The organism is Streptomyces sp. CC0208 (assembly GCF_003443735.1).
GTDB classification, from domain to species: Bacteria; Actinomycetota; Actinomycetes; order Streptomycetales; family Streptomycetaceae; genus Streptomyces; species Streptomyces sviceus.
The window spans coordinates 5,258,198-5,270,923 of sequence record NZ_CP031969.1; the positions used below are offsets into that span (position 1 = coordinate 5,258,198).

The 12,726-nt window shown below is 70.3% G+C and carries 11 protein-coding genes and 1 riboswitch; all 11 genes read left to right on the forward strand.

The annotated features are described in order from the left end of the window. Positions 1–84 precede the first annotated feature (84 nt). The 11 genes from D1369_RS24205 to eno all read left to right on the forward strand — a co-directional run bounded on the left by D1369_RS24205 (position 85) and on the right by eno (position 12,684). Complete coding sequence (locus D1369_RS24205) at positions 85–1,041, forward strand: hypothetical protein (RefSeq protein WP_007382571.1); 957 nt, start codon at positions 85–87, stop codon at positions 1,039–1,041. Beyond that, positions 1,038–2,795, forward strand: a complete 1,758-nt coding sequence (locus D1369_RS24210; RefSeq protein WP_007382570.1) for an insulinase family protein — start codon at positions 1,038–1,040, stop codon at positions 2,793–2,795. Before D1369_RS24205 ends, D1369_RS24210 begins: the two co-directional genes overlap by 4 nt. A gap of 416 nt (positions 2,796–3,211) precedes the next feature. Further along, positions 3,212–4,036, forward strand: a complete 825-nt coding sequence (locus D1369_RS24215) for a glycoside hydrolase domain-containing protein (RefSeq protein ID WP_007382569.1) — start codon at positions 3,212–3,214, stop codon at positions 4,034–4,036. 84 nt (positions 4,037–4,120) lie between these two features. Continuing rightward, positions 4,121–4,588 (forward strand): hypothetical protein, encoded by a 468-nt coding sequence (locus D1369_RS24220; RefSeq protein ID WP_202477012.1) that lies wholly within the window; start codon positions 4,121–4,123, stop codon positions 4,586–4,588. 6 nt (positions 4,589–4,594) lie between these two features. Continuing rightward, complete coding sequence (locus D1369_RS24225; protein ID WP_063649613.1) at positions 4,595–5,245, forward strand: hypothetical protein; 651 nt, start codon at positions 4,595–4,597, stop codon at positions 5,243–5,245. Positions 5,246–5,540: 295 nt separating this feature from the next. Continuing rightward, on the forward strand, positions 5,541–6,176 hold the full coding sequence (locus D1369_RS24230) for a SurA N-terminal domain-containing protein (protein WP_118082602.1): 636 nt from the start codon (positions 5,541–5,543) through the stop codon (positions 6,174–6,176). Between the two features lie 76 nt (positions 6,177–6,252). Further along, positions 6,253–7,257, forward strand: coding sequence for a nucleoside triphosphate pyrophosphohydrolase (locus tag D1369_RS24235; RefSeq protein ID WP_007382566.1), 1,005 nt, complete (start codon positions 6,253–6,255; stop codon positions 7,255–7,257). Positions 7,258–7,580: 323 nt separating this feature from the next. Next, a complete protein-coding gene (locus D1369_RS24240; protein ID WP_007382565.1) occupies positions 7,581–8,867 on the forward strand; it encodes a cytochrome P450 in 1,287 nt (428 codons plus the stop codon). A 192-nt stretch (positions 8,868–9,059) separates the two neighbouring features. Next, positions 9,060–10,037, forward strand: a complete 978-nt coding sequence (locus tag D1369_RS24245) for a transglycosylase family protein (protein ID WP_007382564.1) — start codon at positions 9,060–9,062, stop codon at positions 10,035–10,037. A 159-nt stretch (positions 10,038–10,196) separates the two neighbouring features. Then, a riboswitch (cyclic di-AMP (ydaO/yuaA leader) is annotated at positions 10,197–10,409 on the forward strand. Positions 10,410–10,412: 3 nt separating this feature from the next. Next, positions 10,413–11,105, forward strand: a complete 693-nt coding sequence (locus D1369_RS24250; protein ID WP_007382563.1) for a transglycosylase family protein — start codon at positions 10,413–10,415, stop codon at positions 11,103–11,105. A 292-nt stretch (positions 11,106–11,397) separates the two neighbouring features. Next, positions 11,398–12,684, forward strand: coding sequence for a phosphopyruvate hydratase (gene eno, locus D1369_RS24255; protein WP_007382562.1), 1,287 nt, complete (start codon positions 11,398–11,400; stop codon positions 12,682–12,684). Positions 12,685–12,726 lie beyond the last annotated feature (42 nt).

The window sequence follows — 12,726 nt, forward strand, 5'->3', positions numbered from 1 at the left end:
AAGCGCGGGTATGCCGTATCCCATCCCTGACCTGGGCTTTCCCCGCCGCGCTCCATGTCGCGGCGCTCGCTTAGGATCCGCCGCATGCCACCCGACCCCGGGCCCGCTCCCGAACCCGATTTCGAACTCGCCTCCGCCTACCCGGAGGTCACCTGGCTGCGACAGGCCGCCACCATCGCCGACTGGGCCTCGGTCCGGCAGTACCACGACAGCCTGCCGCCCGGTACCGACCGCGCCTTCGTCGTGCGGGTGCTGGCCGAGGTCGACGGTGTCGAGCACGCGCTGCGGCAGCAGGTGAGCGCGGCGCCGTGCGACGTGTTCGCGCTCACCGTGCTCGGTGCGCGGCTGGTGCAGACCGGATGGGGGATACGGACCTCGGCGCGGGCCCAGGATGTGAGCAGGGAACAGTTCGAGGCCTTCCACGCGTACCTGCGGGACGCGGAGCAACTGCTCATCCGCGCCACGGCCCTCGACCCGTCGTACGACGCCGCCTGGGCCGAACGGCTCAACACCGCCCGCGGGTTGTCGCTCGGGAAGAACGAGGCCCGGCGGCGCTACGACCGGCTGGCCAAGTACCACCCGCACCACTTCACCGGGCAGGCCCGCCTCCTCCAGAAACTCTGCGCCAAGTGGGGCGGCACCTGGGAGGAGGCGCACGGGTTCGCCCGCGAGTGTCTGCTGGCTGCCCCGGAAGGCTCGTTGAGCGGTGGCCTGGTCGCCGAGGCGCACATCGAGCACTGGCTCGACCTGAAGGGCGACGACAAGCGCGCCGAGTACCTGCGGCAGCCGCACGTCCACGCCGAACTCCTCGAAGCGGCTGGGAGGTCGGTGTTCCACCCGGCGTTCCGGCGCCCGTACGGCTGGGTCACCGTCCAGGGCGGCTTCGCCGCGCTGTTCTCCCTCATCGGCGACACCGAGCAGGCCGCCGCCCACTTCCGCGCCCTCGGCAACCTCGCCTCCGAATACCCGTGGGGCTACCTCGGCAAGCCCGCCGAGGCATACGTCCGACACCGCGACACCGCCCTGAGAGGCCGAAGATGAACCAACAGGCCCCGCAGGACGGCCAGTACGCTCCCTCTGCGATCCACCTCACCGAAGTCGAAGGCATCCCCACCCTCTTCGCCCACGCCCCCGGCCCCACCCGCGCCGGACTCGTCTTCCGCGTCGGGATGGCCGACGAGACCCTCGCCCGCGCCGGTGTCACCCACCTCGTCGAGCACCTGGCCCTGTACCGGCACGGCATCGCCGACTACCACTACAACGGTGCGACCAAGGCCGCCTTCACCCACTTCCATGTGGAGGGCGCCGAGCACGAGATCGTCGCCTACCTGCACGGCGTCTGCGGCTCTCTCGCCGACCTCCCGATGGAGCGTCTGGAGACCGAGAAGGAGATCCTGCGCACCGAGGAGTCCCGCCGCGAGCCCGGACAACTCCCGCTGTGGCGCTACGGCGCCCAGGGCTACGGTCTGGTCAGCTACCCGGAGTGGGGTGTCCCCGGCCTGCGTCCGGAGGACGTACGGCACTGGGCGCGGACCTGGTTCACGGGTGGCAACGCCGTGCTGTGGATCGCGGGCGAGCGCATCCCGGCGGGGCTCTCCCCGAAGCTGCCCCCGGGTCCACGGCACCCGCTGCCCGTCGTCACGTCCGCCCTCCCCGTCACGCCCGCCCACTTCTCCGACGGCCAGGGCGGTGTCCTGCTCGACGCCGTCGTCACCGACACCGCCGCCGCCCGGCTGTACGCGGGTGTCCTGGAGCGTGAACTCATCCGCTCCCTGCGCCAGGAGGGCGGCTACTCCTACACCGCCGCCACCGACCACACCTCCCGCCGCGACGGCCACGCCCTGCTCACCGCCTTCGCGGACGCTCTGCCCGCCAAGCAGGACGCGGTGCTCGGCGGCTTCGTCGACGTCCTCGCCGCGCTCCAGGCGGGGCATGTCGGACAGGCCGACCTCGACGTCGTACGGGCGCGTTCCGACGCGGCGCTGACGGCGGCCGACGGGGCCGTACGACGGTTGCCGGGCGCGGCGGAGGACCTGCTCGCCGGTCGGCCGCCCCGGAGCCTGGACGAGCTGCGCCACGAACTGTGGTCGGTGACGCCCGGCCATCTGCACGCGGTGGCCCTGGAGGCGGCGGGCACAGCCCTGCTGCAGGTACCCGCCGGGCACCGCGCCGACTGGGCCGGGTACGCGGAGGCGCCGACCCGGTCGACGTACGCCGTCACGGGGCGGCGTTTCGAGGCGCTGGCCAAGGACGGGTCGGCGCTGGTGGTGGGCGACGACGGGGTCAGCCTGACGGTGCGGGGGCGGGACGGCAGCGACGTCGCGGTGACTGTTCCGTACCGTGCGTGCGCGGCCGTGCTGAGCTGGCCCGACGGCGGTCGGCGGCTCATCGGTACCGACGGTCTCGCCGTCGCCGTGGAACCCGGTCTGCATGGTGTTGACGCGCACACGATGGCGGCGCTGGACGCAGCCGTACCGCCGCACACGCGCGTGCAGTTGCCGCCGCGGCAGCGGGTGCCGAGTGCGCAGGTCACCGAAGCGGCGGAGGTCCATGGGGCGTCGGCCCCCGCGCAGGCGGCGATCGGGCGCACCGGCGGGCAGACCGCCGGGCTGGTCGCGCTCAGCCTCTTCGGCGGGCTGTTCGCCTTCCTCGCGCTCGCGGTCACCGTCTTCGGCGGAAGCGACCCCGAGACCAGCACCGGTGAATGGATCGGCCTCGCGGGTTTCCTCTGGGCCGTCACCGGGTTGCTGGCCTGGCCCGCGATACGGATCCTCCGGCGCACCCGGCGGGCGTGACCTGTCGCAGACCCGGGTTTCGCAGTGGCGGTATCGGCCTCGGTATCGCCACCGAAGCCGGCGGCCGACGTGTTCTGGTCGACTTGGTCCCGTGTTCGCCAAGTTTGCGCCCGTATACGGAGTCTGCGAGGCCCGCGTTCCCTGGTTCAGGAGTTTTTGCCGTGACGTGAGGGAATCTTGTGGCGATCCAGGGACTCTGTTTCCCGGGCGAAAGGACGGCATCGGTTACGGTGCGATCCGCTCATGGTGCCCGACTTCCGTGTGCGCAGGAACAGTCCACGCAGAAGTCGTACGGCCGCCGTCGTACCGCCTCACCGTGCCGGACCCGCGCCGCCGCAGGGCAAGGGCACTTGGAATCTTCCGTCGGACGTGTACGCGACGTCGTACAGGTCCGCTTGTCATGAACAGGGGTGGGGATGGCAGACCATCGGCAGTCGAAGAAGCGCAGGTACATCTCGTGGGGTGTGGCCGGTGTCGTCGTCGTCGCGGGTGGCGGGATCGCCGCGACGACCTCGATGGCGGCCACCACCTGGCCCGCGCAGAAGACCTTCACGGGCCGTGCCTTCGACACCTGTGCCGCCCCCTCCCTCGCCGCGATGAAGGCCTGGCACACCGGTTTCTACGGCGCCGCCGCCGTCTACATAGGTGGCAAGAACCGCGGCTGCAGCCAGCCCAACCTCACCGCGTCCTGGGTCAAGTCCGTCAGCACGGTCGGCTGGAAGCTCGTTCCGCTCTACGTCGGCTCCCAGCCGTCCTGCGGCTCCGGCGGCTCGGTGAAGATCAGCGCCTCCACCGCGGCCTCCGTCGGCAAGAGCGAGGCGGATGACGCGGTGGCCAAGGCCTCGGCGCTCGGCATGAAGGCCGGCAGCCCGATCTTCCTCGACATGGAGGCGTACGACACGACGAACACCTCCTGCAACAACGCCGTGCTGACGTACGTCCGCGCGTTCGACAAGGAACTGCACGCCAAGACCTACCGGGCCGGCTACTACGGCTTCACCAGCTCCAGCGCCAAGGCGATCGCCACCGCGACCGACAAGACGGACCTGCCGGGCAACCTCTGGTACGCGCTGTGGGACAAGGTCAACACAACCACCTCGGACTGGCCCTGGGGCGCCACCCAGTACACCGGACACAGCCGGGCTCACCAGTACATGGTCAACAGCAAGGAGACCCGCGGCGGCTACACGATCACCGTGGACCGCGACGCGTGGGACGGGCCTGTCGCCATCACCGGCTGAGCACGCAACCGAGAGCCGAGGACCGGCAGAACTGAAAGCCCAGGACCGACGGTGCTGAGCGTCGAGGACCGAAAGGTGAGGGCGATGAGGATGCCGAGGCTGATCTCCGCGGTGCTGAAGCTGCCCGCCGCGCCGGTGCTGCGTCTGCCCGCCGTGCGCGCGGGCTTCGCCGCGCTGCCGGTGGTCAGCCTCGGCCTTCTCTGTCCCGTCCCGTCCCTCGTGCTCGCCCTGCGGCGCCGCAGGCGCCCAGACTGGCTGGCCTTCGCCGGCTTCAGCGCGGTCCTGGTGGCCTGGATCACCGAACTCGTGTTGACGCCGGACGACACACACGGCGCGTTGTTCGGGGCCGACCTGCTGCTGATCACCCTGTCGATGGCAGTCGCCTCGGTGCACGCGTGGACGGCCTGGCCCCGACGGGCGGGTCGGCGTGAGCCACGGTGGATCGGTGCGCGGGCCGGCCGTACGGCGGTCGACGAAGCGGCAGAGCGGTCGGGAGACGTGGACGTCGACCAGGTGGCCGACCGCCCGGTGCCCCTGCGCGTGGAGGAGTAGCACTACATGGTCAAGCAGGTTCGACAGGTCACGCGGACGCGGTCGGTCCGGGCCGAGGAGACGGGGCGGCTCGCGGCTGTGGGGCGTGCCACGGTGCTCGGGCTGCGTTCACTCAGCGGACGCAGTCTCGCCATGATCGGTACGGCGGTCGCCCTGGCCCTCGTGATGATCGTGACCGGGTTCTTCCTCCACCGGCACGGCAGCAGTCGCCCGCCGATCCCCGCCACCCGGGCCCGCCACTACACCGAGTCCGACGCGTGCCTCCTCACCGACCGGCACGGCATCAACGCCAAGGCCGCCGCGGCCGTCTGGCAGGGCATGCAGGACGCCTCCCACACGACGCACGCGCGCGTGAGCTACTCCTCGGTGACCGGAGAACAGAGCACCGCGAACGCCCGCCCCTTCCTCAACGCCCTGCTCCAGGGATCCTGCGAGGTCGTCCTCGCGGTGGGCGGCCCCGAGGTGAAGGCGGCGCAGGAGGCGACCCGGCGGTACGCGAAACTGGGTTTCGTGCTCGTGGGCAGTGAGAACGGCAGCGGCAGCGGTAGCAAAGGCAAGGCCGATACGAACGTGGCATGGGTGCCCGACGGCGACGGACTGCGCGCCGGTGTCGCCGCCGCGGTGCGGCAGGCCGTGGAGGCGGAGGCACAGGGCTGAGCCCACGGCCCGCCCCTTCGTAGACCCGCCCTGCCCGGAGACCCGCTCCCCCCTCGTACCCGTAAGCCGAGGTGCACATCGCAGCATCGGCCGTCCGCCCCGCCCCCGCGACCCTGCCCGCCCCGCGCCCTGCCCGCCCCGCGCCCCGCCCGCCCCGCGCCCCCGCCCGGGCGCGGCGGTGCCGGAACTCCCGGTGAATCGTTGGTCGAATGGGTTGGCCAGAGCCGGTCCCCTGCCTACCATCGATCACCGCAAGACTTTGTGCACCGTCGCACAATCTCCTCAGGAGGCCTCCTTGCACCGCCGTCGTCGCACCGCGCTCGTCCTCTCCGCCGCCCTCGCCGCCGCGGCACCCCTGCTCACCGCCTGCGGGAACGACGCGCATCCCGGCGCGGCGGCCGTGGTCGGCGGGCAGCGGATCACCGTCTCCCAGCTGGAGAACCGGGTGACCGAGGTGCGTGACGCGCAGCGGGCCGCCGTCACGGACGAGACGCAGTACAAGCAGGCCATCGCCAAGACCGGCACCCTCACCCGGGACGTCCTGCACGGCATGGTCCTCGACCGGGTACTGCACCGGGCGGCCGCCGACGCGGGCGTGTCCGTGACCCGCAAGGAGGTCCAGGAGCTGCGGTCCGGCCTGGAGGAGCAGGCGGGCGGCGCCAAGGGCCTGGAGACGACCTGGCTCCAGCAGTACGGCATCGCCCCCGAACGCCTCGACGAGAACCTCCGCCTCCAGCTGGAGGCCCAGAAACTCGCCGGAAAGCTCGGCACCGACACCAGCAACCCGGCCTTCTGGAACGCCCTGAGCAAGGCGTCCAAGCAACTCGACGTCGACCTCAACCCGCGCTACGGCACCTGGGACGTCAAGAAGAGCACCCGCGTCGACGCGAAGACGGCGTGGGTACGGGAGGTCAGCGCGACGGCCGGATGATCATACGATCGCCCCGCCGCCCCTGGCCTGTGGACAACCTGATCGCCCCGTCGGCGCCGTGCGTTAGCTTCGAACTGTGAACGCACCCGGCTTCGAGCCCGCCCCCGACCAGGACCCCGACACGGCGTCCGCCCCCGGCCGCATCGTCCTGCTCACCACCAGCCACCGCGTCGCCCCCGGCCTGCTGTCCTGGCCCGCCTGGCAGGCGCTGCGCGCCGCCGACCGGGTGCTGTGCGCCGACGGCGCCCACCCCCAGCTCCCGTATCTGCGGGAGGCGGGCATACGGGTCGACGAGACGTCCCCGACCGCGGAGGAACTGGTCGCGGCGTGCGCGGGCGGACACACGGTGGTCGTCGTGGCCACCGGCGAGGGCGAGCCGGCCCTCACGGACGGCCTCGCCCGCCTCGCCGGATCCGGCCGCCTCCAGATGCCCGAGCTGGAGCTCCTCCCCGCCTCCTACGACCTGCCCGGCGCCCGGCTCCTCGACCTCGTCCAGGTCATGGACCGCATCCGCACCGAGTGCCCGTGGTCCTCCCAGCAGACCCACAAGGGCCTCGCCAAGTACGGCATCGAGGAGGCGTACGAACTCGTCGAGGCCATCGAGGAGGGCGACCGCGACGAACTGCGCGAGGAACTCGGGGACGTCCTGCTCCAGGTCGTCTTCCACGCCCGCATCGCCGAGGAGGACCCGGACGCCCCCTTCTCCGTCGACGACGTCGCCGGCGGCATCGTCGCCAAGCTCATCCACCGCCACCCGCACGTCTTCGGCGACGAGACGGCCAGCACCCCCGAGGAGGTCAAGGCCCACTGGCTGCGCACCAAGGCGATGGAGAAGCAGCGCACCTCGGTCACCGAAGGCATCCCCCTCGGCCAGCCCGGCCTCGCCCTCGCGGCCAAGCTGGCGTCCCGGGTGCGGACGGCGGGCCTGGACGTCCCCCTCCCGAAGACGGAGGGCATCGGCTACGACCTCCTCACCCTGGCCACCCGCGCCGAGGCGGAGGGCGTCGACCCGGAGGCCGCGCTGAGGGCGGCGGCACGGGCGTACAGGGATGCGATCCGCCGGGTGGAGGACAGGAGCTGAACGCCGACGACGGGGCGGCAGGGCGATAGAGGTGGCCAAGGTCTCGGGCGGCGCTGTGGAGTCCCTCTGACCGGCCGCCGAAGGAGACCTGTGGGGCTGCCCCGGTTGCCGAGGAGACGGCCACACCTGACACCAGCAGGTCCGCCGGATTGCCCGGTACCGGGTCGGCACCGGAGTACATCCGTTCGCGACGACCGAATCCGGCCGGTGCGGGCCGCCTGCTTGCCGTGCCGCCAACCCGGCCGACACCTGCTCGCCTGCTCGCAACAAGCCCCGGCAAGGCCGCGCCACAGGGCCCCGGGGAACCCGGATACCGTCAAGGAGTGACCGACCAGCCCCCCGCCACCCCCGCCACCCCCGGCGCTCCCGCTCCCGACCTCTTCACCTGGGAGTTCGCCACCGACCCCTACCCCGCCTACGCCTGGCTCCGCGAGCACGCCCCCGTGCACCGGACCCGGTTGCCCAGTGGGGTGGAGGCCTGGCTGGTCACCCGTTACGTCGATGCCAAGCAGGCCCTCGCCGACCAGCGGCTCAGCAAGAACCCCGCGCACCACGACGAGCCCGCGCACGCCAAGGGCAAGACCGGTATCCCGGGGGAGCGCAAGGCGGAGCTGATGACGCATCTGCTGAACATCGACCCGCCGGACCACACCAGGCTCCGACGGCTGGTCAGCAAGGCGTTCACGCCGAGGAGGGTCGCGGAGTTCGCGCCAAGGGTGCAGGAGCTGACGGACCGTCTCATCGACGGGTTCGCGGCCACGGGCAGCGCCGACCTCATCCACGAGTTCGCGTTCCCGCTCCCCATCTACGCGATCTGCGACCTGCTCGGCGTCCCCCGGGAGGACCAGGACGACTTCCGTGACTGGGCGGGCATGATGATCCGCCACGGAGGGGGGCCGCGGGGCGGGGTCGCGCGGTCCGTGAAGAAGATGCGCGGTTATCTCGCCGAACTCATCCACCGCAAGCGGGAAGCGCTGTCCGACGAACCCACCCCCGGCGAGGACCTCATCTCCGGGCTCATCCGCGCCTCCGACCACGGTGAGCACCTCACCGAGAACGAGGCCGCGGCCATGGCCTTCATCCTGCTGTTCGCGGGTTTCGAAACCACCGTGAATTTGATCGGCAACGGCGTCCACGCCCTCCTCACCCACCCCGAGCAGCGCAACCGGCTTCAGGAGTCCCTGGCCCGGCGGGAAAAAGGCCTGCTGGAGACCGGCGTGGAGGAACTCCTTCGCTATGACGGCCCGGTGGAACTGGCCACCTGGCGGTTCGCCACCGAAGCCCTGCGGATCGACGGGCAGGACATCGCCGCCGGGGACCCGGTGCTCGTCGTGCTCGCCGCCGCGGACCGGGATCCGGAGCGGTTCGCCGACCCCGATGTGCTCGATCTGTCCCGTCGTGACAATCAGCACCTCGGGTACGGCCACGGCATCCATTACTGCCTCGGTGCCCCGCTCGCCCGCCTGGAGGGCCAGACCGCGCTCGCTACCCTCCTCACCCGCCTACCGGATCTGCAACTCGCGGTGGATTCGGCTGATTTGCGCTGGCGCGGGGGGCTCATCATGCGCGGACTGCGCACTTTGCCCGTGGAGTTCACGCCCGTCCGGTAATCGACCGAGGGGTCCGGCCTATCCCGGCGCGGAGCCGCGTAAACATGACGTGCCCTCAAGTCTGTGATCTTCACGTGATCTACGCGGCATTAACTTGTGACAAGTGATCGAATCCCTATACGTTCACGGACCAGCGCGGTGCCCCGCATCACCCACCACGCCAGTACTTGCTGTCTCGGGAAAGGTCCCTCCATGCTCTCCGGGAACGGTCGTCACCGTCGCCCCCGTCAGGCTCCGGCTCTCCTTGTGGCGGCCGGTGTGACGGGATCCGCCATCGCGATCCCACTGCTCGGAGCGACCGGGGCGAGCGCCGCCACCGGCACCACGTGGGACCGGGTCGCGGAGTGCGAGAGCGGTGGCTCCTGGAGCGCGAACGACGGCAACGGCTACTACGGCGGCCTCCAGATGTCCCAGGAGAACTGGGAGAAGTACGGCGGCCTCGAGTACGCCGAGACCGCCGACCTGGCGAGCCGCAACCAGCAGATAGCCGTGGCCGAGAAGCTCCTCGCGGACCAGGGCATCGCCGCGTGGCCGACCTGCGGTCTGCTCAACGGTCTCAGCAAGAACTCGGGCTCGGCCGACGTCGACACGGGCGTGGGGAGCGGTGCGCCCTCGGCTTCGACATCCGGTTCGTCCGACTCATCCGGTTCGTCCGGTTCCTCCAACTCGGCGGGCTCCGAGGAGTCTTCCGGTCTGCTCGACGCGCTGGACGGTTCGTCCGCGACGCCCTCGCCGTCGGCCTCTGCCTCCAGTGGCGACAGTTCGGCCAAGCCGGACAAAAAGAACTCTTCGGGATCCGGTGGTTCGGCTGCGAAGGAGACGCAGCCTTCCGACGGCTCGCCCGTGGTCAGTGCAGAAGAGGACGAAGCAGACAAGTCGTGGCAGGAGGGCAGCTCTTCGGCCCTCGTGGACGTCGGTGCCCTCGGCTCCGGCAAGCACCGCGGTGACAGCGCGCAGGAGAGTGCGACGAAGAGCACGGCCTCTGCCTCGGCCGGCCGGCATGCCGCCGCCACCTATGTCGTCCAGGAGGGCGACTCCCTCGTCTCCATTGCCGACTCCCTTGGGCTCGACGGCGGATGGCGCGCCCTCTATGCCGAGAACAAGGACCGCATCGGGGTCGACCCGAGCAACATCGTCGCCGGTCAGACGCTCGACACAGGGGCTGAATAGGGCTGAAAAGCCCAGAAAAACAGCGGGAGTTCACGTCACACTTCGCACTGAATGTCCACTTTGGTGAAAGTGTGGGATGAGTCTCAGAAGCCCTGATCGTCTTTGAAATTCCGCCGAGCGCGTGTCTACGGTCGTGACCGCTCGGCAACCCGAGCCCCGTCTGTCGCAACGCCGAATCCTGCCAGCGGCCGTACGGGAACAGTCGTCGCGTAAGCGCCGTAGGCAGGAGCGGGGGACCCAAGGTAAGTGCCGGGCCCAGCAGTTCACGCTGGACCGGCTTGGGGTGAAGCCGCGCACCGCAGGGTGTGCGACCGGGCAACTCAACCGGCCCGAACCCGACAGCTCACCTCGCAGGCGTCGGTGAGGGGATCCACCATGCTGTTTTCCGGCAAGGGCAAGCACCGTCGTCCTTCCAAGACCACCCGCGCCGCCGCTCTGGCCGGCGTCACCGGTGTCGCCATCGCCGCCCCGCTGATGGCGGCCGGCAACGCCTCTGCCGCCACCGCCTCCGAGTGGGACACCGTCGCCCAGTGCGAGTCCGGCGGCAACTGGTCCATCAACACCGGCAACGGCTACTACGGCGGCCTGCAGTTCTCGGCCTCCACCTGGGCCGCTTACGGCGGCACGCAGTACGCGTCGCAGGCCAACCAGGCCAGCAAGTCCCAGCAGATCGCCGTCGCCGAGAAGGTCCTCGCCTCGCAGGGCAAGGGTGCCTGGCCGGTCTGCGGCAAGGGCCTGTCCGGCGCCTCCTACAGCGGCAGCAGCTCGTCCTCCTCCAGCTCGAACTCCAGCTCCTCGAACTCGGGCACCAGCACCCGCTCGACCGGCGAGCAGAGCGCCTCGCGTTCCTCCGAGCGTCCGGCCGCGAAGAAGACCGTCACCACCCCGACCGGCAAGAAGGTCAAGAAGGGCGACGGCGAGTACAAGGTCGTCAAGGGTGACACCCTCAGCTCGATCGCCGAGAAGCACAAGGTCAAGGGCGGCTGGCAGAAGCTGTTCAAGCTGAACAAGGACATCATCGACGATGCCGACTTCATCTTCCCGGGCCAGCAGCTGCACCTGAAGTAAGACCCAGCTGAACCACAGGGCCCTCACAGTCGTGTCCTTCAGGATGAAGGCCTCGTGAGGGTCACCCCCCGTCCCCACGGGCTCCCCGCTCCGGTGCGTGTTCCCCCGTACGCACCGGGGCGGGGTTTTTCATGCCAGGCGCCGACCGGTCTTTGTTCAGTTCAGAAACAATTTACTCTCGGTTCTGTCCAGGGGGCGGTCCACACGGTGGCCGATCGCGCCGAGCCGGTTAGGCTCGGACTCGCAGAACCCACCGCGGTCCCGGCGGACCGTGTCACATCCCAAGAAGGAGATGCTCGTGCCGTCCATCGACGTCGTCGTAGCCCGGGAAATCCTGGACTCCCGAGGCAACCCCACGGTCGAGGTCGAGGTCGGCCTCGACGACGGCAGCACCGGTCGTGCCGCCGTCCCCTCCGGCGCCTCCACGGGCGCCTTCGAGGCCATCGAGCTGCGCGACGGTGACCCGAACCGCTACCAGGGCAAGGGTGTCGAGAAGGCCGTCCTCGCGGTCATCGAGCAGATCGGCCCGGAGCTCGTCGGCTACGACGCCACCGAGCAGCGCCTGATCGACCAGGCGATGTTCGACCTGGACGCCACCGACAACAAGGGCTCGCTCGGCGCCAACGCCATCCTCGGCGTCTCCCTGGCCGTCGCCCACGCCGCCTCCGAGGCCAGCGACCTCCCGCTCTTCCGCTACCTGGGCGGCCCGAACGCGCACCTGCTGCCGGTGCCGATGATGAACATCCTGAACGGCGGCTCGCACGCCGACTCCAACGTGGACATCCAGGAGTTCATGATCGCCCCGATCGGTGCGGAGTCCTTCTCGGAGGCGCTGCGCTGGGGCACCGAGGTCTACCACACCCTCAAGAAGGTCCTGAAGAGCAAGGGCCTGTCCACCGGTCTCGGCGACGAGGGCGGCTTCGCGCCGAACCTGGAGTCCAACCGCGCCGCCCTGGACCTGATCCTCGAGGCGATCAAGGAAGCCGGTTACATCCCCGGCGAGCAGGTCGCCCTGGCGCTCGACGTCGCCGCCTCCGAGTTCTACAAGGACGGCAAGTACCAGTTCGAGGGCAAGGACCGGTCGGCCGCCGAGATGACGGAGTACTACGAGGAGCTCGTGGCGGCCTACCCGCTCGTCTCCATCGAGGACCCGCTGTTCGAGGACGACTGGGCCGGCTGGAAGGTCCTCACCGACAAGCTGGGCGACAAGGTCCAGATCGTCGGCGACGACCTGTTCGTCACCAACCCGGAGCGTCTGGCCCGCGGCATCGAGGACGGTGCCGCCAACGCGCTGCTCGTCAAGGTGAACCAGATCGGCTCGCTGACCGAGACCCTCGACGCCGTCGAGCTCGCCCAGCGCAGCGGCTTCAAGTGCATGATGTCCCACCGCTCCGGCGAGACCGAGGACGTCACCATCGCCGACCTGGCCGTCGCCACCAACTGCGGCCAGATCAAGACCGGCGCCCCGGCCCGCTCCGAGCGTGTCGCCAAGTACAACCAGCTCCTGCGCATCGAGGAGATCCTCGACGACGCGGCGGTGTACGCGGGCCGCTCGGCCTTCCCCCGCTTCAAGGGCTGACCCCACCAGGGTCAATCCTGAGCCAGTCGTACGTACGTCCCC